The 20,277-nt window shown below is 66.2% G+C and carries 19 protein-coding genes; 6 read left to right on the top strand and 13 right to left on the bottom strand.

Annotation, left to right across the window (positions count from 1 at the left end; genetic code table 11):
- From G6N58_RS07510 to G6N58_RS07495, 4 genes are all read right to left on the bottom strand, one after another.
- Positions 1 to 1,155, bottom strand: coding sequence for an ABC transporter ATP-binding protein (locus G6N58_RS07510; RefSeq protein ID WP_068919261.1), 1,155 nt, complete (start codon positions 1,153 to 1,155; stop codon positions 1 to 3).
- Complete coding sequence (locus G6N58_RS07505; protein WP_115279154.1) at positions 1,152 to 2,804, bottom strand: amidohydrolase; 1,653 nt, start codon at positions 2,802 to 2,804, stop codon at positions 1,152 to 1,154. The genes G6N58_RS07510 and G6N58_RS07505 overlap by 4 nt, the downstream gene beginning before the upstream one ends.
- Positions 2,805 to 2,807: 3 nt before the next feature.
- A complete protein-coding gene (locus tag G6N58_RS07500) occupies positions 2,808 to 3,452 on the bottom strand; it encodes a helix-turn-helix domain-containing protein (RefSeq protein WP_068919259.1) in 645 nt (214 codons plus the stop codon).
- 141 nt (positions 3,453 to 3,593) lie between these two features.
- The gene (locus tag G6N58_RS07495) at positions 3,594 to 4,658 is read right to left on the bottom strand and encodes a GGDEF domain-containing protein (RefSeq protein WP_115279155.1); all 1,065 of its coding nucleotides are present in this window, start codon (positions 4,656 to 4,658) and stop codon (positions 3,594 to 3,596) included.
- A 161-nt stretch (positions 4,659 to 4,819) separates the two neighbouring features.
- Here G6N58_RS07495 and G6N58_RS07490 point away from each other — a divergent pair, with 161 nt between their 5' ends.
- The 6 genes from G6N58_RS07490 (at position 4,820) to G6N58_RS07465 (ending at position 8,899) form a co-directional block, all read left to right on the top strand.
- Entirely contained in the window at positions 4,820 to 5,635 is an 816-nt protein-coding gene (locus G6N58_RS07490; protein ID WP_115279156.1) for a helix-turn-helix transcriptional regulator, read from the top strand.
- Between the two features lie 46 nt (positions 5,636 to 5,681).
- Positions 5,682 to 5,993: an EthD family reductase gene (locus G6N58_RS07485; RefSeq protein ID WP_068919256.1), complete on the top strand. Its 312-nt coding sequence runs from the start codon at positions 5,682 to 5,684 to the stop codon at positions 5,991 to 5,993.
- Positions 5,994 to 6,135: 142 nt separating this feature from the next.
- Complete coding sequence (locus G6N58_RS07480) at positions 6,136 to 7,050, top strand: aldo/keto reductase (protein WP_276016682.1); 915 nt, start codon at positions 6,136 to 6,138, stop codon at positions 7,048 to 7,050.
- A gap of 18 nt (positions 7,051 to 7,068) precedes the next feature.
- The gene (locus G6N58_RS07475) at positions 7,069 to 7,818 is read left to right on the top strand and encodes an SDR family NAD(P)-dependent oxidoreductase (RefSeq protein ID WP_068919255.1); all 750 of its coding nucleotides are present in this window, start codon (positions 7,069 to 7,071) and stop codon (positions 7,816 to 7,818) included.
- The gene (locus tag G6N58_RS07470) at positions 7,815 to 8,246 is read left to right on the top strand and encodes a nuclear transport factor 2 family protein (protein WP_115279157.1); all 432 of its coding nucleotides are present in this window, start codon (positions 7,815 to 7,817) and stop codon (positions 8,244 to 8,246) included. Before G6N58_RS07475 ends, G6N58_RS07470 begins: the two co-directional genes overlap by 4 nt.
- Before the next feature lie 17 nt (positions 8,247 to 8,263).
- Positions 8,264 to 8,899: an SRPBCC family protein gene (locus tag G6N58_RS07465; protein WP_197746400.1), complete on the top strand. Its 636-nt coding sequence runs from the start codon at positions 8,264 to 8,266 to the stop codon at positions 8,897 to 8,899.
- Between the two features lie 13 nt (positions 8,900 to 8,912).
- Here the strand turns inward: G6N58_RS07465 and G6N58_RS07460 are convergent, their stop codons facing one another.
- The 9 genes from G6N58_RS07460 to G6N58_RS07420 form a co-directional block, all read right to left on the bottom strand.
- Complete coding sequence (locus G6N58_RS07460) at positions 8,913 to 11,990, bottom strand: Ig-like domain-containing protein (RefSeq protein ID WP_115279158.1); 3,078 nt, start codon at positions 11,988 to 11,990, stop codon at positions 8,913 to 8,915.
- A gap of 437 nt (positions 11,991 to 12,427) precedes the next feature.
- The gene (locus G6N58_RS07455) at positions 12,428 to 13,168 is read right to left on the bottom strand and encodes a GAF and ANTAR domain-containing protein (protein WP_232067771.1); all 741 of its coding nucleotides are present in this window, start codon (positions 13,166 to 13,168) and stop codon (positions 12,428 to 12,430) included.
- 303 nt (positions 13,169 to 13,471) lie between these two features.
- A complete protein-coding gene (locus tag G6N58_RS07450) occupies positions 13,472 to 13,975 on the bottom strand; it encodes an ATP-binding protein (RefSeq protein ID WP_163907973.1) in 504 nt (167 codons plus the stop codon).
- Positions 13,976 to 14,284: 309 nt separating this feature from the next.
- Positions 14,285 to 15,511, bottom strand: a complete 1,227-nt coding sequence (locus tag G6N58_RS07445) for a flavin monoamine oxidase family protein (RefSeq protein ID WP_115279160.1) — start codon at positions 15,509 to 15,511, stop codon at positions 14,285 to 14,287.
- Positions 15,508 to 16,575 (bottom strand): branched-chain amino acid ABC transporter permease, encoded by a 1,068-nt coding sequence (locus tag G6N58_RS07440; protein WP_115279161.1) that lies wholly within the window; start codon positions 16,573 to 16,575, stop codon positions 15,508 to 15,510. Before G6N58_RS07440 ends, G6N58_RS07445 begins: the two co-directional genes overlap by 4 nt.
- Complete coding sequence (locus G6N58_RS07435; protein WP_115279162.1) at positions 16,572 to 17,459, bottom strand: branched-chain amino acid ABC transporter permease; 888 nt, start codon at positions 17,457 to 17,459, stop codon at positions 16,572 to 16,574. Before G6N58_RS07435 ends, G6N58_RS07440 begins: the two co-directional genes overlap by 4 nt.
- Positions 17,456 to 18,184, bottom strand: a complete 729-nt coding sequence (locus G6N58_RS07430; RefSeq protein ID WP_115279163.1) for an ABC transporter ATP-binding protein — start codon at positions 18,182 to 18,184, stop codon at positions 17,456 to 17,458. The genes G6N58_RS07435 and G6N58_RS07430 overlap by 4 nt, the downstream gene beginning before the upstream one ends.
- A complete protein-coding gene (locus G6N58_RS07425; protein WP_115281694.1) occupies positions 18,174 to 18,947 on the bottom strand; it encodes an ABC transporter ATP-binding protein in 774 nt (257 codons plus the stop codon). The genes G6N58_RS07430 and G6N58_RS07425 overlap by 11 nt, the downstream gene beginning before the upstream one ends.
- A complete protein-coding gene (locus G6N58_RS07420) occupies positions 18,944 to 20,275 on the bottom strand; it encodes an ABC transporter substrate-binding protein (RefSeq protein WP_163907971.1) in 1,332 nt (443 codons plus the stop codon). Before G6N58_RS07420 ends, G6N58_RS07425 begins: the two co-directional genes overlap by 4 nt.
- Positions 20,276 to 20,277: the final 2 nt, after the last annotated feature.

Here is a 20,277-nt window from a genome sequence, read left to right as displayed (position 1 = left end):
TCAGGAGGTGAAGATCCGGACGGCGTCGGCGGACCAGGAGCAGGTCACCGGCGATCCGAGTTCGGTGGGCGGATTGGCGGCCCGGGGCAGGCGGGCCAGTAGCTGATCGTCGCCGCCGGTGTGCACCACCAGCTGCAGGCTGTGGCCCAGCTCGGAGACCCCCAGCAGGGTTCCGGAGACGGAGTTCACCGGCGGGTCCGACGCGGCGCTGCCACTCGATGACTGCGCGGAGCTGACACCTACGGACTCGGGCCTGATGGCCGCCGTCACCTGGGCGCCGGCGGCTGCCGGCGTTTCACCTTTGACCGGCCGCGAGGAGTACAGCGACAGGCCCGCGGTCGTGACGCTGACCCCGGCACTGTCAAACGACGAGATCGTGGCGGAGAAGGAGTTCTGGCGACCGATGAAACCCGCGACGAATGCGGATTCTGGTGCGTCGTATACCTCCGAGGCTGTGCCGATCTGTTCGATCCGTCCGTCCTTCATCACGGCCACCCGGTCGCTCATCGACAGGGCCTCTTCCTGATCATGGGTGACGAAGACAAAGGTGGTGCCGAGTTCGCGCTGCAGCAGCTTCAACTCGACCTGCATCTCCTCGCGCAGTTTGCGATCGAGTGCACTCATCGGTTCGTCGAGCAGCAGCACGGCCGGACGGTTGACCAGTGCCCGCGCCAAGGCGATGCGCTGTTGCTGGCCACCGGAGAGCTGAGCCGGTTTGCGGTCGGCGTACGCCGTCATCCGCACCATATCCAGAGCGCGGCGCACGCGTCCGGCCATCTCGCTTTTCGCCACCCCGGACCTGCGTAGACCGTAGGCGACGTTGTCGGTCACCTTCAGGTGGGGGAACAGGGCGTAGGCCTGGAAAACGGTGTTCACCGGACGCTTGTGCGGGGGGAGATTCTCGACGTTGCGCCCGGAGATCTGGATGGATCCGTCGTCGGGGAATTCGAACCCGCCGATCATGCGCAGCGTGGTGGTCTTGCCGCATCCGCTGGGGCCCAGCAGGCTCAAGAACTCACCGGGTTGCACCTGCAGGCTCAGGTTGTCCACTGCCACGGCAGGCCCGTATGCCTTGGTCAATGAACGTAATTCGACCGATGCGGGAGTAGACGTGGGTGTCGCGATATCGTGCGCGGTCAGGTCGGTGGCGCTCATGCCGTTACCAGAGCCGAATCCGCATGGTAGACGACCTCGCCGCCGATGATCGTGTAAACCACTCTGGCGGAACCGATCTCGGCTACCGGGGCGGCGAAGATATCTCGATCGAGAATCACGATGTCACCGGTCTTGCCGATCTCGATGCTGCCCGAACGGGTTTCGTCGTGATTGAGGTACGCCGTGCCCAGGGTGTGCGCGATCAAAGCGTCGGCCAGTGACAGGGCCTGCTCACCCAGGAAGGGCAGCGCCGACGGCCCGGTGGCGCCGGCAGGCGCCCGGTTGACGGCGGTGTGCAGGATTTCCAGAGGGTTGGCGGTGCTCACCGGCCAGTCGCTGCCTGATGCCAACTTCGCACCGGCGCGGTGCAGCGAGCCGAATGGGTACTGCCAGGCGGCCCGGCGCCGACCCAAAAACGGGATGGTCAGCAGATCCATCTGGTCTTCGTGGCGCGCCCACAGCGGCTGCATGTTGGCCACCACGTCGAGTTCGGCGAACCGGGGGATGTCGTCGGGGTGGATCACCTGGATGTGGGCCAAGGTGTGGCGCAGGTCGTTGTCGCCGTTGGCATTTCGGGCCGCCTCGATAGCGTCCAGTGACTCGCGGACCGCCCGGTCGCCGAGGGCGTGGTAGTGCAGCTGGAAGCCCAGAGCATCCAGCTGCACGGAGATGTCCTTGAGGCTGGTGGGGTCGACGAAGCTCTTACCCATGTTCTCGCCGGGGCACCCGCAGGCGTCCAGATAGGGCTCCAGCATTCCCGCGGTGAAGTTCTCGGCGACTCCGTCCTGCATGATCTTGACGGTGGTGGCGGCAAATCCGGCGGCCAGCGCCCGGGCGCGCTTGTCCACCAGCTCGGGGATCTGCTCGAGTCCGCGGTTTCGGTCCCACCAGAGGGCGCCGACGACGTGTGCTTTCAGCTCGCCGGAAGCCGTCGCCCGCAGATAGGAATCAAGGGGATCCGGGGTGTCGTTGGTGGCGCCCACGATGGCGTCCTGCCAACCGGTGACGCCCCAGGCGAAAAGCTGCTGCTGGGCGACCCGTAGGGCATCGTCCATGTCGTCCTGCGTGGGCAGGGGAATGTGCTTGGCCACCAGGCCCATTGCGCCTTCCTGCAAGGTCCCGATGGCGTGTCCGTCGGCGTCTCGCTCGATCCGGCCGTCGAACGGGTCCGGTGTCGAGTCATCGATGCCGGCGATCTGCATGGCCTTGGTGTTCACCCAGCCGCCGTGGCCGTCGCGGTTGGGGAAGAAGGCCGGCCGGTCGGCGACCACCGCGTCCAGAGCTGCCGCCGTCGGAAGCCCGCCGGGAAAGGAGTCCATCGACCAGCCACCGCCGGTGACCCATTCGAGCTCGGGATTGTCGGCGGCGTACTCCGCGATCCGGGTGAGGTAGCCGTCGGCGGTGGAGTAGGGAGTGAGATCGCAGGCGTTCATATCAAGGCCGGCGTGGTACGGATGGATGTGGCAGTCCTGAAAGCCGGGCGAGACCAGGCCGCCGGCAGCGTCGATCTCGGTGGCGCCGGTCTCGGCCAGTGCGTCCGGACCGATCGCGGTGATGATGCCGTCGGTGATGAGCACGGGCTCCTCGACGATTCCGGCGGGGGTGAAGACGTGGCCGCCGGTGATCAGCAGGCGATGGGATGTGGCCATGGGTCAGTCCTTCATCTGGTGTGCGGGAGCTCCCGAGAGGGGGTTCGGGTCACGTGGTGGCGTGTAGTGGGACGTGATCCACATGGCTTGGGCGACAACGGTACCGACGTTCACCGCCCGGTGTGGAACCGAGGACAGGTATTCCACGCTGTCGCGGGGGCCGAGCGTGAGGGTGTCAGGGCCGATCGAGAACTCGATGTGCCCGGTCAGCACGTAGAACAGTTCGTGGGCGTTGTCGTGGGCGTAGGGTTCGGGACCGGTGGACCCGCCCACCTCGAACGTGCCCTCGTAGACCTCCAGTTGGTGAATCGGCGGGCGGGACAGCAGCAACTTCTTCAGCCCGCCGTCGCTGGAGAACACTGGGCGTTCGTGTGCACGCAGAACCGCTCTGGCAGAGGGTGTCTCGTCGGCCAGCAGCTCTGCCACCGTTACCCCGACTGCTGCGGAGAGCCGTTTGAGCACACCAACCGAGACACCGCATTTCCCGTTCTCCAGCTGGCTGATGAAGCCCGCGCTGACCCCGGCGCGGGCGGCGGCGTCGCGGGTGGACATCCGTGCGCGTTCCCTGGCAGCCCGCAGCCGTTCGCCGAGGACGGTGCGGGCCGCTACGTCCACGTCGGTCACAGCAATGGCGGATTCAGAAGGCATGTTCTCTGTTCGCTCAAGAGTGCTTAACAAATCGCTTAGTGGCGAAAAGTAGACCTGCCGGGGCGGGTGCGCAAGACCTGGCGCCGCTGCGACCGAAGTCGTAACACGCGCGAAATAGCAGCCGGTTGCTCCGGATCCGGTTCAGGCGGCGGTGGCCTGGCGGATCTGGTTGCCGCCGGCGCGCTTCGCTTCGTACATCGCCATGTCAGCCGAGGCGACCACGCGCTCGATCACTGTCCCCGGATCCGCTTCCAGGTCGCGGACGGTGATGCCCGCGACGCCGAGGCTGCCGGTGACGCCCCAACGGTTGGCGGCGATGGCGACGCAGAGTCGGCGTGCGAGCAACTCCATGTCACCGGGGGGCGAGGCCTGCGCGACCACGAATTCCTCGCCGCCGACGCGTGCGGTGATCACCCCGGGGCCGCAGACCTCCCGCAGCGTGGCGGCCACCGTGACCAGCACCTCGTCGCCGACGGCGTGCCCCAGCGTGTCGTTGAGACTTTTGAACCCGTCGAGATCGACCATCACCACACTGAAACTGCTCGAACCACGACGGGCAGCCTCGGCGATCATGGTGCGTGCCGACCGGCGGAATCCCCGACGGTTGCTCAGCCCGGTCAGCGGATCGGTGGACACCGCGTCGTTCCACACCAGTCGTACCAGGATCTGCCCACCGAAAGCCACCGTCAGCAGCCCACCGGTGGACAGCAGAAACACAGCCACAGCGAGCGGTGCGTCACCGGCCAGTCCGGTGCGCAGGGCACACGCGGCGACGGTTCCGAGCGAGACGCCGACGGTGAAGGTGAGCAGCTTGGGAGTGTGGAAGGACGCGACGTAGGCGGCGAGTCCGACAAAAGCCCAGCAGGTCAACAGCCCGGTGTGCGGGTCAACAGGGGTCAGGGCGGTCACTGCGATGCCCAGGCTGCCGGCGATGCTCAGAGCCGTCGATTGCCGTGCGGTGGGCCAGCGTCGGGCGTACAGGAGGGCCATCCCGGCGAACCCGGCGCCGATCACCCAGACGACCGCTTGCGCGGGTCCGGGCTGGCCGGCGGGACTGAACGGGATCAACACCACCGCGACGGCCAGGATCAGACTGACGACGGTCATGACGGTGCGTGCGGCGACGAGTAGTCGACGCGTCGCCAGATACTCGGACAGCCACTTATAGCGGTCCGGCTGCCGCCACCATTGGCCGACGTAGTTCACCCGTGGCCCCCGATGTTCGCCTGGGGGGATAGTAGCGAGTTGGCCCTGGGCTCATCGATGGAATCGACCGTGTGAGGGTCGATGACCTGATCCGGCCGGGGGTCCTACCAGGGTGCGGTAGTACCAGGATGGGCCCGTGGTGCGGACCTAAGCTCCGGTTCATGGGCACCGACGGTCTGGGCGAGTATCTGCGAGCTCGCCGCGCCGACGTATCCCCGGGGGAGGTGGGGCTCCCCAGCGAGGGACTGCGCCGGGTCAGCGGGCTGCGACGAGAAGAGGTGGCGCTTCTCGCCGGCGTCAGCGTGGACTACTACACCCGCCTGGAGCAGGGCCGGGAACGACGGCCCTCGCCACAGGTCATCGACGCGTTGGCAGCAGTCTTGCAGCTGTCGGATGACGCCAGAGAGCACCTGTTCCGGCTGGCGGGGCTGAGTCCCCAGGAACGGGGGAGCGTCAGCACCCGCGTCGACCCTGCACTGCTCGATCTGCTCGACATGTGGCCGTTCAACCCCGCGCTGGTGTACAACCGGGCGTTCGACGTGCTGGCCAGCAACCGGATCGCCGATGCCATGTTCATGCAGTGGACTCGCTCGCGGAACTTGATGCACACGATCTTCACCGATCCCGAGGCGCAGACGTTCTACTGCAACTGGTCGGTGGTGGCCGAGGACGCGGTGGCGAGCTTTCGGCACGGCTTCGGACTTGCCCCTAACGACGTGCGCCTGCGCACCGTGCGCGATGAACTGCTGGAGCGCAGCCCCGCTTTCGCTGCGCTGTGGATGCGACACGATGCGCGGCGGAAAGCACTGCAAAACAAGACCTTCCGCCATCCCGAGGTCGGTGTGATGGCATTGACGATGCAGACCTTCGACGTACGGTCCAGCCCGGGGCAAGAGCTGGTCGTCTACCACGCAACGCCCGGTTCCCCCAGTGCGGAGTCCCTGTCGGTGCTCTGCGCGTGGGCAGCCACCGAGTGAAATCGCCTTTGTCACAACATCAACAACAGAAAGCGAGAGTGCATCTATGTCCATTCTGATGGTCACCTATGTTGGCGGCGCCGACAGCCGCTTCGACCGCACAACCTATGACACGCACCATATCCCGCTGGTCGAGCGAACCTGGGCTCCGTTCGGCCTGCAGCGTACCGAGGTGTTCTACGCCGTGGATCCCGCGACGGGGCCGGATGTCGTGGCGATGTGTCTGTGTCACTTCGCCGATCGGGCAGGTGTGGATCGGGCGCTGGCGGCACCCGAGTCCGCCGCCGTCGCTGACGACATCCCCACCTTCACCGACATCGCGCCCATGCGGACGGTCATCACGGCCGCCCCTGCGTGATGTTCCTGGGTGTATCGCACCCCTTGTGAGCGTGCCCGCGCTCACTAATCTTCGAGATCTCGGCGCCATCCTTCGGAAAGGATTGATCGTGAAGCGAACCACTCTCGGCAGTTTGGACGTGTCGGCCCAAGGCCTGGGCTGCATGGGTATGAGCGAGTACTACGGAACATCGGACTGGGACACCAGCATCGAGACAATCCACCACGCCATCGATGTCGGTGTGACCCTCTTCGACACGGCCGACCAATACGGCTCCGGACACAACGAAGTCCTCGTGGGCCGAGGCATCGCCGGCCGTCGCGACGACGTGCAGATTGCCACCAAGTTCGGTATCGACCGCAGCAGCGGTGACGAAAACCGGGTCCACCGGGGTGATCCGCCTTACGTGAAGCGCTCGTGCGAAGCGTCGCTGCTGCGACTGGGTATCGACCACATCGACCTCTACTACCTGCACCGCCCGCCGGAGAACGCCGAGATCGAAGACACCGTGGGCGCGATGGCCGAGCTGGTGAGGGACGGAAAGGTCCGTTACCTCGGCCTCAGCGAGGTCAGTGAAGAGCTGCTGCGCAGGGCGCACGCGGTGCACCCGATCACGGCAGTGCAGAGCGAATACTCGCTGTGGACAAGGGAAGTCGAGGAGATCACGCCGGTGATGGCCGAACTGGGGATAGGCTTGGTGCCCTATGCTCCGTTGGGCCGAGGCTTCCTCACCGGGTCGGTGCAGACGGCGAAGCTCGACGCCAATGACTTCCGGGCCCGCAATCCGCGGTTCACCGGCGAGGGCGGTGAACAGAACCAGGTCATCGCCGATACCGTCCGGTCAGTCGCCGAACGGTTGGGTGTGCTGCCCGCACAGGTTGCCCTGGCCTGGGTGTACGCGCAGCAGGAGCGTCTGGGCGTCTCGGTGGTGCCCATCCCCGGAACCCGCCATGCCAACCGGCTCGACGAGAACGCGGCCTCCCTGGACGTGAAACTCGACGACGATGCGCTCGCCGAGCTGCAACCCCTCAGCGATCTGGTCAAGGGCGGGCGCTACGCCGATCACGGCGTGCGCTGAGACGGAAGGGGCAGCAACGTGAATCAGCGTCTCAAAGGCAAGACCGCAGTGGTCACCGGGGCATCAAAGGGCCTCGGGGCGGAGATCGCCCGGCAGTTCGCCGCCGAGGGTGCCTCGGTGGTGGTGAACTACTCCCACAGTGAGGGAGCGGCCACCGATCTGGTCGACGACATCACCCGCGCCGGCGGCACGGCGGTGGCCATCCACGCGGACATGAGCAACGAAGAGCAGGTCCGGCAATTGTTCGTCGACACCCAGAACGCCTTCGGCAGCCTGGATATCCTGGTCAACAACGCCGGCGTGTATGATTTCCAGCCACTGCAGAACCTGACCCTCGAACTGTTCCGGCGCCACTTCGAACTCAACGTCTACGGCTACCTACTGGCGATCAAAGAAGCCGTGCACTACATGTCAGCCGGAGCGAGCATCGTCAACATGGGGTCCACGGTCACCATCTTCGGACCCACCGAAGCGTCCGTCTACACCGCCAGCAAGGGCGCCATCGACGGGCTGACTCGCGCGTTGTCGAATGAGTTGGCGCCACAGGGTATTCGGGTCAACGGAATCAAACCGGGCGTGGTCGACACCGAGGGCGTGCAGGCCGGCGGCTTTCTCACCAGCGGATTCGGCGACGCGCTCATCGCCGAGACGCCGCTGGGCCGCCTCGGTCGTTCCGAGGATGTCGCCCCGGCTGCGGTGTATCTGGCATCCGATGAGAGCGCTTGGATGACAGGAGAGTTCATCATCATGTCCGGCGGACAACGATGACCGAGAACGCAGCTGAGGAGACGACGGCCGGTGCCGTCGTCCGGAATTACTTCGACGTGTTCTTCAGCCACGACATCAACAAGACGTTGGACTGCCTCACCGAGGACGTGGTCTGGCACGTCCAGGGTGCGCCGGATGTCCCCACCATCGGTACCCGGCACGGTCGAGACGAGGTGAGGGAATGGCTAGAGCTGTTCCCCAATCACTTTCACCCCGTCAGCTTCGACATCACCCGGATGTTCGAGGCTGATGACCAGGTGGTGGTGATCGGTCGGTTCACCCACCGCATCCTCGACACCGGCAAGGAGTTCGACAGCGACTTCGCCACCATCTGCACCGTCCGCGACGGCAAGCTCGCCGCATACAACTTCCTCGAGGACTCCTACGGGCTGTGGGCGGCCTTCCAGCCCCAGAGCGCCGGCGGCTGAGGGTAGCAGGCACCATCGTGGACCGCTGCAGGCACGGCGTGCTGATTGTCGTCATCGGGTTCGCCGCTGCCTGGGCGGTGGTGGACGGCCCACGCGATCCCGACGCCGCCTATCGGTATCTGAGCACCGAGAGCCCCTTGCCGGAGCCGCTCCTGGCGTGCGATGGGCAGACGGTGGACCCGAACGCCGCCATCAGATACCGGACCCAGGCAGTGATTCCAGCTCCACTGCAGACGATCTGGGATCTTCAGGTCGACGTCGCGCGATGGCCGTCGTGGCAGCCCGCCGTCGCGGACGCGACGGTGCTGACGGAGGGCCCGCTGCGCCCGCAGTCCCAATTCCTGTGGACAACACCGGTTCCGGCAACAGAGGTGACTCCGGCTACCACGCTGTACGTCACGTCGACGGTGCAGCAACTCGAGGAGCTTGCTTGCATCCGCTGGAGCGGACCCGCCAGGGGTGAGGGAGTCGACATCGACCGCGGTGTGCATGTCTGGACCTTCACCGAGATCGAGGGGGGAGTCCTGGTGAGCACCGAGGAGACCTGGACGGGCAGGCAGGTGGACGCCACCCCGGAGTTGTCGACCACTCACCTGGGGCTGGGCTTGCAGGCCTGGTTGGAGGATCTCCGCGCGGCCGCGGTGGATCCGTGACCTCGGTGTCCGGTCAGCTCCACGACCGCGTTGGTGTCGATACGGCGTAGGAGCCGGTGACGACCCCGTTGTTGACCGTGTAATACCCGTCCTGCACGTACAGGGTGTAGGTGCCGGTGAAGGTGACCAGGGCGCCAACGCCACTCTGTACATTCTCGGTGCCCGAGGTGAACCCGCTGGGCGCAAAGTACCCTGCGCCACCGCCCGAGGGGTTTCGGGTGGTTCCGATGGTGTCCCCGTCGGCGTCGGTGAACTTGATACCACTGACAGTCTTCAGACCGAAGAGGTTTGCGACGCCGCTGCTGCTGACGAAGGTGGGTGCGCTGTTGACCGCAAACGTCGACATCGTCACCGTGGTGTAGGCGACGCTGCCGGTGAAGCCGTCCGTCACTGCGACGGTGAATGTGTCGTTGACATCCGCCGCTGCGGCACCGACCTTGGCGGCGGCGTGGAGGTACGACTTGTTCTTGGTGATCGTGTACGTGTATGAGCCGTCGGCGTTGAAGACGACGGTGCCCCCGTCGGTGGTGGTGGACACCGCGGCGTGGGTCACCGGATCCACGAGCGAGTACGTGAGCGTGTCGCCGTCGGCATCGGTGGCGGTGATCTTGCCCGTGGTCGTCTGGGTCCGGTTGTCGCCACCGGCGTTGTCCAGCCGCCACTTGCTGGGATCGCTGCTGCCCTTGTCGGTGGTTGTCGTGACCACGACGGGAGCGTTGTTGACCACGGTGGGCTTGACCGCCATGCGAAGGGTGACGGTGCGGCCGTTGGCGTCGGTGGCGAGAACGGTGACCACGTCGTCGTTCGCCCCCGTCCGGCCCGCACTCGACGTGTAGGTGAATGCCCCGGTGGCCGGGTTGAAGGACGTCACGGTGCCCTTCGACGGTGAGGAGCCGAGCGCGTAACTGGTGAACACCCCAGGGGAGTTGGTCGAGCCGGGGACTGTGCCGGTCACGACGTACGGTGTCGTGGTGTTGACGTTGGCCGGGGTGACGGTCGTGGTGTTGGGCACCGCGACCGTCCTGATGACGCTGCCGTTGTGACCATCGGACACCCGAACCTGGAAACTCTGGGACGCACCGGCCGTGGACGTCGAGACGTAGGTGAAATCGCCGGTCGTCGGGTTGACAGTGACGATCCCGCCGCCGGTGGTGTACGCGGAGTTTCCGGTCAGCCCGTTGACCGACGAGCCCACCAGGGAGTAGGTCATGGTGTCGCCGTCGGAGTCGCTGCCGGTGACCTTGCCCTTCACCACGCCCAGCGCGTCGGTGCTGCCCACTGTGTGGCCTGCCGTCGGGTTGGCGTTGCTTCCGCCGACGATCTCGATCTTGAAAGTGAGCGTGTAGGTGACCCCGTCGGCGGACTTCACGGGGATCTTCACCGTGTCGTAACGGTCTTCGGGATTCTCCGACGTCGACCGGTGCAGGAAAGCCGCACTCTGGAACCACGGTGTGTAGGTGAAGCCGCCTTGGGCGGTGTTGATCGTGACTGTCGCTCCGCCGATCTCGGAGATGTACGTTCCGCCTTGCGACACCCCGAAGAAGTCAACGCTGTTGCCGTCGGGATCAACTGCATGGAAGGTGCCCGCCGCGTAGAGGCCGAATCCCGGCGTGGCGTAATGCCAGCTGTCGTAAGTGGTGTTGGTGGTGAACGTGGTCAGGACGGCCATCTCCTGGAAGCGCTTGTACATCGCGACCACGGCGATGTAGGTGACCACCGTGAACGGATTCACTTGAGCGGCAGTCCAGGTGGGCAACGTCAGATTCAAGGCGCGTTCGGGCTCGTCGAACGCGCCGCCGTCGCCGCCGAGCAGAGCTGCTGCCTGTGCTGCGACGACTTTGCCTGACAGGCTGCCGAAGTCGCTGAGGTCGGACACGGTGGCGTTCGCCCCGGTGGTCGCCTTGATGACGTGGATCGCCCACTGAGCGGGGTCGTAGATGCCGTTGAGCATGTCCTGCAGCACCGTCGCTGTTCCGACTACGGCTGCACCCATGATCTTGTACGGGGTGATGATGCCGAAGGTGCCTGCGCTGTCGACGATCCGGAACGGCGGAACCACGCGGTTCACGAAGTCGCCGATCGTGTTGAGCGTGTCGGTGAACGTGAAATTCGGCAGCGCGGGCTTGACGAACAGGCCGACGATGTCGAGCAGGTCAGGCAGCCAGCGGGCCGGTCCGCCCGGCACGGCACCCCAGATCAGGGCATCGAGCTGATCGTTGGCCGCATCGAGGGTGTGGTCAGTCTGAAAGTTGGTGATGTCGGTGAAGTTCCGTGGCAGCCCGGGCCAGGACCCGAGACGCCCTAACGCCCGCTGCAGTACGGCCCAGAAGTGCTCATTTGACCCCGGCGCGGGCGGCGCGGCTGCAGCAACGGCCGCCATCGCGACCGGCGCGGCGCCGGTGGCCGGTTTCTCGGACTGCACGGGCTCGATCGTGTCCGGCGTCGGTGCTCGTGGTGCGGTGACGTCTGTGGGATCGGTCTGCTCGACCTGCGACGGAGGTATTGCCGGCTCGCTGGGCTCCGTGGTGTCGGACTCGTCGGACGGGACATCAACAGGCGGCGGTGACTCCTGCGCTACCGGGTCGGCCGGGGACTCATCGGACTCCTCGGTGGGGTTGTCATCCGGTGCCGGGGCATCCACGTACTGCGGATCCGCCGCCGTTTCATCGGGCACCTCACTCTGTTCATCCCCGTCGAGGTCGGTCTCGGTCGCTTCCTCGTCGTCCTCTTCGGTGTCGTCAGTGTCGGTCTCATCGTCGGTGTCGGTGTCGGTGTCGGTGTCGGTGTCGGTGTCATCGGCATCGGCGGTATCGGCGCTGTCATCGGTGGTATCGCTCGCGGGTTCTGTCTTGGTGTCGGCACTCGTATCGGTGTTTCCGGCGGTCTCGGAACGCGAGGATGCTCCGCTGGAGTTCGCGGAGTCATCCGTGCTTGCCGAGGCGACGCCCGAGCCTGCCGCGATCGCCGCGGCGAGCCCGGTGCCAACCACCCCCACGCGTAACCAGCGTCCGCAGTCCGGCGCGGGAAAGGTGGAGGGCTTGCGGTGACGGCCTCGGGCGCGACGCGGCTTGCGGGGGCTCGAGGCGGCCACTGGTGCTCCCTTGCTCTCGAATTCACCGAGGACAGCTACGTTGGCTGTATCTCAGTGCAAATTTCGACACCCATGGCTACCTTCACTTCGGGCGTCGAGACCGGTCACCGTGATACAGAACACCGGGACACTAGCATCCACGTCAATTGGCGGGGGGCGAGTCCGCCAAAAGGTTCAAGACTGGCTTCGACGTGCTTGTTGAAGGCCAGCTTCTTTCCCTGGATCGGAGGCAGTCGGCCCTGCGTACGCCATGCTCGCTCGCATCGATGGTCGACCAAGGACGAGTGTAAACGCACCAGGTGAAAAACATCGCAAATGCTTCCGCAAACATATGAATCAGACAGCCGCGGCGTGGTACTGCCCCGCGAGGTCATCGACGACGAGGCGGGTTTCAGCGGTTGCCGCGACGGACGGTCGGAGATGTCTGTGAAAGCCGCTCAGTGGTCGGGGCCGGTGGTGATGATGCGGGCCGCGATGGTGACGATGGGGGTGTTGGATTCCTGGGAGAGGTGGCGCATCAACTCGAACGCCCGCACGGCATCGACGCCGAATCGCTCCATCAGCATTCCCTTGGCCTGGCCGATGGCGTCACGGCTGGCAAGTGCGGACTGGAACTGCGCTTCGCGGTCCTGCGCGATGAGCGCGAGGGCGGCATGCGTTGCCAGCGTGGCCGCCAGCGTCTGGGTGTCGCCGTCGAAGGCCGACGCGGTGGTGCTGAACAGATTCAGGGCCGCGCGACAGCTCGGTCGTTTTTGGTGGGTGTAGAGCTGGAAGGACAACACCCCGTGCGCACCTGCCATCACGGCCTCGGTGGTGAAGTCGGGCCAGCGCGCGTCCTCCCGCAGGTTCTGCGACAGCACCATGGTCTCGCCGACGGCCGCGTCCACGCAGGGCCCCTGATGGTATCGCTGCTGGACCTTGCTGAGAGCCTCGGCCAGCGGGGAGGTGGCGGCAGTGGAGCGGTAGTTGTCGTCCGGGTCGATGAGCAGGACGTCAGCGCTGTCCACGGTGTCCAGCAGGGCCACCGCGGCGGTGGTGACCGCGCTCAACGTCGCATCGACATCGGTGGGGCGGGCAAAGCGGCGAGTGACTTCGGCCATCGCGTCGCGCACCGTGTCGGTGAAGTCGGTGCCGGCCAGAGGCGAACCGTTTCCGTTGCTGTCGATCACGGCGGCCATTTTCCCACGTTCGCGCCCGACCCGGGCGTTTTGGCAGCTCACTGCGCTGGCACGGCTGCCACGCCGGGGAGATGTATTGATTTGTCTGAGAGTGGGAACAGAGTTCTTCGGGCACGCTGCACCGTCCGTCGAGACGGACATCGATCAGGCAGCCGACCCCAGGCAGGGCCCCCGATGGAGATGTTGAGCAGACAGCATCTTGGCTTCGAAGGCTCATCGGGGGCCCTGACCTCACTGACGGTAGTCATGACCACCGACATGCCCAATCGTAACTGGACTAGGTGTTCAGTAGTGGCCGGCGGGTCATGCGCCGGTCGACACCGAGTCGTCGGAACCCGCCCGCTGCCCCGATCCCTGTTCCCGTGGGGGTTGTGACGCGGTGAGGCACTGCTGGAAGTGCAGGCACACCGTGGTGCCGTCATCGGTGCCGTTGACGGTGAAGTCGTCGCACAATGCCTGCATCAGACGCAAGCCACGGCCGCGCGTCGTGGTGGGTTGTTGTGTCTGCGGATCGACCCACCGCCCTCCGTCGGTGATGCACACCCGCACGGTCTCTTCGTCCAGGGTCACCTCCAGCGTCATGGCTCCGGTGACGTCGCAATCGCGGTAGGCGTGATCAGCGCAGTTGGCCAGCGCCTCGTACGCCGCCAGTACGATGTCTGAATGCCGCTGCGTGTCCACCGGCATCGCGTCGAGCCACCGGCCGACCTGCCTCGTCAGGTCCGAAACGGCAGCGGGCGTCGCCTGCACCGTGACGGTGAAGCCAGCGTCGCCGAGCTCGTGGCGGGGGTGGCATGCATCAGTCATCGCGATCCGTATACCCAGCTTGCGCGAGTCCGAGACGGGGCAATCCTGTGGATTGCGCGCGCCGACAGCGGGGTACACCTGCACCGCACGGGTCGATGTGGGGAGGTCAGCGGTGAGGTCAACTGTCGAACGCGGGACGGCGCGATGCCCCCGCTGTGGTCGGTCCGCCGAATACGCCTTCGCCACTGCAGAATCCGGGACGCTGTGGTACGAAGTCCACTGCAGTGGATGCGGCCACACGCACTGCGAAGAAGCCGGCATGCTGGACGCCGCCGCATAGGCAACATGGTTCGGCGCCGTCGTCCTGATTCACCTGAAGTCAGCGACCACGTGCTCGGCTGCGCTGGCGCCACTCGCGATGGCACCCTCGATGGTGCCCGGCTGGCTGGAAGATAGATCGCCACCGGCGAAGTAGAGCGGCCCCGGGTGGTTACGCAGCGCCTCGAGCGTCCCCTCCTGGCCGGGGCGGGCGGCCATCCAGGTACCTCGGGAATGTGGGTCGGCGTTCCAATCGTGGGCATCGACCCCCAACACCCGGATGCCGGGTATCAGCCCGCTGAGCGCGTGTTCGACCGCAGCAGGGTCCATCGACGCGGCACCGTCGCGGTCACTGAAACCCACCAGCAGCGCGGTGCCGTCCTCGAGCCGCCGCACCAGGCGCACGTAGGGGAACGGGCCCGTGTCGCTGAGCAAACGCGGGGTGCCGGGGACGTCGCGGGCCACGATCCACAGTTTGGTGGAGTGCCCGGCGTGGCCCGCTGTCGCCAGCGCGGTGACGGCCTCGATGGCGGCCTCGAAGGTGATGGCGCCCAACGTGTTCGCCGGAACAGTGATCACGGTGCGGCGGGCCGTCACCCGCGCGCCGTCGTCGAGATCCAGCGCAACCGATGAGCCCATGTCGGTGACCCGGCGCACCGCGGTCCCCAGCCGCAGCTCACAATCCGCGTCTCGGGCCAGAGCCGTCACCAGAGCATCAGTGGTTCCGGCGATCTCGTGTGTGTAGTGGTCGGGCCGGGCCAGATCGCTCATCGGATAGTCGGCCAGTGCGAGTGCGCTCACCTCATCGAGTCCGGCGCCGTTGAGATACCGGAAATGGGCCTGCAGCCAGGCGTAGCCCGGCGGCGACACACCGTGCCGTCGAACCAGTTCACCGAGTGAGTCCGATTCGCGGCCAGTGGCTCTGATGGCCTCGAACACCCGGGTGAGGTCCTCGAGCGCCGCGCGGTCGAGGTCGCCTCTCGGGCGTACCGTGCCGCCGAGGTCGCTGGCGAACCAGGTGGGTTCGGGAGTGGCCACCGTGTCGATGCCGTAGCGATCGAGTTCGGCGAACAGCGCCGGGTGCTCTCCCGGTATCACCCAGGTTCCCCCGAAATCCACCCGCAGCCCGGTTGCCGCCAGTTCGCGGGCAAACACCCTGCCGCCGAGCCGGTCTCGAGCTTCCAGTAACACAACGCGCCGTCCTGCACGGCGCAGGTTGCGGGCGGCGACGAGGCCGGCGAGCCCACCGCCGACGACGACCGCGTCGACGTCAGTCACCGTGTCGCGCGCAACCGAATGTCGTCGTCATCCATCTCGTCCTCTTCCACCCACTGGTCGATGCGCTGGCGATACTTGCTGACCAGCGGGACGATACCCTTAGGCACCGCCACCACCATCACCAGCAGGATGAGACCCAGGATGATCAGGCGGGCGTCCGGCCAACTCTGCAGCCGCGCCTGCACAAAGGCAATGATGACCGTGCCCACCACCGGACCGGTGACTCTGCCGAGGCCGCCGACCACCAGCATCGTCACCAGCAAGGTCATCGGCGCAAGTCCCATCAGCGTCGGCGCCACCACACCGAAGGCGAACGCGTACAACGCGCCGGCCACACCGGCGAAAAACCCGGATACTCCGAACGCCACCATCTGCATGACCCGGGGACTGACCCCCCGCGCGGCTGCCAGGGAAGGATTGTCGCGCAACGCGATCAGCGCGGAGCCCAGTGGGGAGCGCATGATCGCGAAGATGACCAGACCGGTGACGATGGCGACGGCCATGGCGATCCAGTAGTGCGCGCGGTCGCGAGACAGTGAATCCAGGTGGTCGAGACCGAAGCCGCTGAATCCGGACAGTCCGTAGGTTCCGCCGGTCAGCCCGGTGCCGTCGGCGATGATCAGCAACCGGATGACCTCGCCGAAGCCGAAGGTCATCAAGGCGACGTAGATACCGCGTAGCCGAAGTGCGGGCAAGGACAGCAGAATCGACACCGCGGTGGCGGCAGCGCCGCCCACCAGGATCGACAGCACTGCGGGCGTATCGGTGTGCAGGCTGAGCAGCGCGGCGACGTACGCGCCGATCGCGTAGATGGCCAGCTGGCCGAAGTTCCACACGCCGGAGAATCCGAGGACCAGGTTCCAGCTCTGGTTCAGCGTCAGCCAGACCGCGCCCAGGATTGCCACGCTGAGCCAGCTGCGGTCGGGGACCACAAAGGGAAGGACGACCGCGAGCAGCAACGCGGCTACGCACGCGATCCAGCGGGGGCGTGGCCATCCCATGTCGCGCGCGGACCAGTTGCGCAGGGCGCGCGAGGGTATCGGCGGTGCTGTCTGTGTGCTCACAGCCTGGCCTCCTGGGGCTTGCCGTCGATTCCCCAGGGACGCACCAGGAGAACGACGAGGATGAACGCGTACAGCACCGGCAGGGCGAACGTCGAGCTCCAGTAGATGGACACCGCGGCCTGAACGAACCCGATGATGTACGCCGCGATGATGGTGCCGCGGATGCTGCCGAGCCCGGCGAAGATCGCCACGATCATCGCCTGCAGCAGCGGCAGGTCGCCGGCGTTGGGGTAGACGAAGTACACCGGCGCCAGCAGTACCCCGGCGATGCCCGCAAGGGCGGCCGCGATACCGATCGTGAGCACGTACACCGCGGACGCCGGGATGCCCATCAGACGCGCAGCGTCGATGTTCTGTGCCACCGCGGTGATGGCCAGGCCGTAGCGCGACCGGGCCAGGAAGGCGCCGAGGGCCACCAGCACGGTCACCGCCACAACAGCCATCAGGATCGAGTGGTAGGTGATGGACACCCCGGCGACAAGATCGACTCTGCCGGAGACCAATTCGGGAAACGGCTTCTGGCGGGGCCCGAACATCGCGAGCACGATGCTCTGGACGATCGTGGCGATCGCAAACGTCGAGATGAACGCCGTCATCTCGAAGTCGATGCCCAGCCGGCCCACCAGAGGCCGCACCGCGCTGTAGAAGGTGAGCACACCCAGCGCGAATGCCACCACAGCCGCGAACAACAGCGAGGCCCAGACCGGCAATCCCCATTCTGCGACAAACACATACGCGGCCATCCCACCCACCATGACCATCACACCCTGGGCCATGTTCAGCACCCGCAACGTGCCGTACACCAGGCTCATCCCGATGGTGATGAGCGCCAGGATGGAGCCCTGGACGATGGTGCTCACCAGGGTCTGCAGAGCGAGGTTCACGAGTCCACCCCCAGGTAGGTCGCCGCGACGGCGGGATCGCTGAGCACGTGGGCCACGGTGCCCGCAGCGCGCACGGCGCCGTTCTCCATCAGGGTGAGGTGGTCGGCGAGATCCTTGATGCGTGAGAAATTCTCCTCGACCAGCAGGATCGTCATGCCGGTCTGATGGATGCGTGCGATCTGGGCATACACCTCGTCGACGAGCACCGGCGCCAGGCCGAGACTGGGCTCGTCGATCATCAGGATGTTCGCGTCGGCCATCAGCCCCCGGCCGAGGGCGAGCATCCGCCGCTCCCCGCCGGACAGGGTGCGGGCGCGCTGTGCAGACCGCTCGGCCAGTCTCGGGAAGACCTCGTGCACCTCGGCGAGTCGGCGTGCCCGCCCGGCCCGGCCGTCCTTGCACAGGAAGCTGCCGAGGGTCAGATTCTCCAACACCGTCATGTCCGGGAACAGCAGATCGCCCTGTGGGATGTGCACCAGGCCTCGCCCGGCGATACGTTCCGGTATCCAGCCGGTGATGTCCTGCCCGTCGAAGGAGACGGTGCCGGTGCGCGGAGTGACCAGACCGCTGATGGCGCGCAGAAGCGTGGTCTTGCCGTGGCCGTTGGGCCCGATCACCACGGAGAACTGACCTCGGCTCACCCGGAGATCGACGTCGTGCAGGACGGGGGCGGACTCGTAGCCGGCCGACACACCGGTGATGTCGAGCAGGGTCTCATTCGTCACCGGAATCCCCTGCCCTAGTCACCGATTCGCCGAGATACACCCGCACCACGTCCTCGTGGGCCATCACTTCCCGCGGGCTACCCTCGAACAGGACCTTGCCCTGGTTGAGGATCAATACGCGGTCGGAGAGAGTCATCAGTGCCCGCATGACGTGTTCGATGAGCACGATCGTGACACCGCGTTGCCTGATCCGGGTGAGCAGCTCCATCAGCGCGTCGATCTCCTGCAGGGTCAGGCCGCCGAACGGTTCGTCGAGGAACAGCATCACCGGGGAGGTGGCCAACGCCGAGGCGATCATGAGCCGCTTCTTGTCGAACACCGGCAGTGGGCCCGCCGCGGAACGGGCGTGGTCGGCCAGGCCGACGAAATCCAGTTCGGCCCAGGCGGCGTCGAGAGCGGCCCGGTCTTTGCGCAGGGCGTGCCACCAGCCGCGCCCCGAACCGAACTGGGCACCGACCACCGCGTTGGCCAGCACAGTCTGGGTGTCGAAGACCGAAGGATGCTGGAACGTCCGTGCGATGCCGCGGTGACAGATCTGATTGACGCTGGCGTGCGTGATCGTTTCGCCGCGAAGTCTGACCTCTCCGGAATCGATGCGCACCAGTCCGGTCACCAGATCGAACAACGTGGTCTTCCCGGCGCCGTTGGGCCCGGCGATGCCGAAGATCTGCCCGTCCTGCACGGCCAGGGACACCTGGTCGACGGCGGTCAGGCCACCGAAAGACTTGGTGATCGAGCGGGTTTCGAAGACCGGCGTCGTCATCGACCGGCCATCCACGGCGGGAGTGCAAACTGGCCCTGGGTGTAGGGATCGGGGGACAACAGCACCTGCTTGCCGTCTTGGATCTGATACGTCAGATGTGGCATTCCCAGGCTGGGATCGTTGACCTTGTCCGGGTACGGCACTGCCGTCAGTTCTGTCGGGTCGAAGGCGTAGGTGCCCACCACACCGCGGAACACCGTGGCTGCGAGAAACTGGTTCACCCGGTCGAAGTCGTCAGGGTTCCCCGCCTGGGCGGCCGCCCGGGCCCAGAGTCGCACGGCGTCATACTGTGCGCCGGATTGGCTGAGCCCGGCCGGGGCGCCGTACTTGCTCTGATAGCGCTCCCGGAAGCTGGTGCCGATGTCGTCGGGTAGCGTGCCGATGGTCGTGGACCACAGCACGCCGTTGGCGGCGCCTTTCGCCAGGTCCAGATACTCTGGGACACTCGGCCCGTACTGCTGGTACAGCAGTGAAGGTGTTGGGGCGCCGGCAAATTGGGTGGCGAAGCTGGCGAGGTCACCCGCGAGGTAGTCGGTGATGAAGATGAGGCCCGGCGGGTTGGCCCTGATGCGGGCCAACTGGGGCCCCCAGTCTGCGTTGGGCGCGGTCACCTCGTCGTAGAAGGTGATGTCCCAGCCCATTTCGCGCAGACCCTCTTGGAACACGGTGGCGATGGAGATGCTGTAGGAGTCGTTGCTGGCGATCACGGCCGCGGTGTTGGAGCTGGGCGTCCAGGTACCTGATTCGATCCACTGGCGCATCAGCTGCAGGAAGCCGGCGGCATACCAGATCTCGGTCGGGCACACCTGGTAGATGCTGGTGATGCCGTTGTCGACCACAAAATCGGTGTTCGACTGCAGAGTGTTGGCGTGCAGCATCGGCACCCCGGCATCACCGTAGATCTGGTACTCCGCGGACGTGGTGGTGGTGTAGCCGCTGAACACCGCGGACACCCGCTCCTGCGATACGAGCCGTTGTGCCGCCTGGATGAAGTTCTCGGGCGCTTGGTCGCTGATGTCGGCGGTCACCAGCTCGACGGGCCTCCCGGCGACACCGCCCGCGCCGTTGATGTCGTCGATCGCCATCTCCGCACCGCGCACCATCTCCTGCCCGTCCCCGGAGTAGGGTCCGGTCAGCGGTGCGACGCTGCCGATCTTGATGGGATCGCCCGCCGCTGCGGTGCCACCGATACCCGAACCGGCCGGCTTGGCCGCCCAGGCGGCCCCGCCGCCCACCACGACGCCCCCGAGCCCGGCGATGCCGAGACCGTTGACGAAGTTGCGGCGAGAAACTCCGCGGGGTCTGGCTGGGGGTGGGGTATCCGGCATGA

The organism is Mycolicibacterium tokaiense, from assembly GCF_010725885.1.
Lineage (GTDB): Bacteria > Actinomycetota > Actinomycetes > Mycobacteriales > Mycobacteriaceae > Mycobacterium > Mycobacterium tokaiense.
This window is presented reverse-complemented; position numbering and strand designations above follow the sequence as displayed.

Bases quoted from the DNA above. Each gene is read 5' to 3' on its own strand.
- G6N58_RS07510 (WP_068919261.1), bottom strand. From the start codon at position 1,155: ATGAGCGCCACCGACCTGACCGCGCACGATATCGCGACACCCACGTCT.
- G6N58_RS07505 (WP_115279154.1), bottom strand. From the start codon at position 2,804: ATGGCCACATCCCATCGCCTGCTGATCACCGGCGGCCACGTCTTCACC.
- G6N58_RS07500 (WP_068919259.1), bottom strand. From the start codon at position 3,452: ATGCCTTCTGAATCCGCCATTGCTGTGACCGACGTGGACGTAGCGGCC.
- G6N58_RS07490 (WP_115279156.1), top strand. From the start codon at position 4,820: ATGGGCACCGACGGTCTGGGCGAGTATCTGCGAGCTCGCCGCGCCGAC.
- G6N58_RS07485 (WP_068919256.1), top strand. From the start codon at position 5,682: ATGTCCATTCTGATGGTCACCTATGTTGGCGGCGCCGACAGCCGCTTC.
- G6N58_RS07480 (WP_276016682.1), top strand. From the start codon at position 6,136: ATGGGTATGAGCGAGTACTACGGAACATCGGACTGGGACACCAGCATC.
- G6N58_RS07470 (WP_115279157.1), top strand. From the start codon at position 7,815: ATGACCGAGAACGCAGCTGAGGAGACGACGGCCGGTGCCGTCGTCCGG.
- G6N58_RS07455 (WP_232067771.1), bottom strand. From the start codon at position 13,168: ATGGCCGCCGTGATCGACAGCAACGGAAACGGTTCGCCTCTGGCCGGC.
- G6N58_RS07450 (WP_163907973.1), bottom strand. From the start codon at position 13,975: ATGACTGATGCATGCCACCCCCGCCACGAGCTCGGCGACGCTGGCTTC.
- G6N58_RS07425 (WP_115281694.1), bottom strand. From the start codon at position 18,947: ATGACGACGCCGGTCTTCGAAACCCGCTCGATCACCAAGTCTTTCGGT.
- G6N58_RS07420 (WP_163907971.1), bottom strand. From the start codon at position 20,275: ATGCCGGATACCCCACCCCCAGCCAGACCCCGCGGAGTTTCTCGCCGC.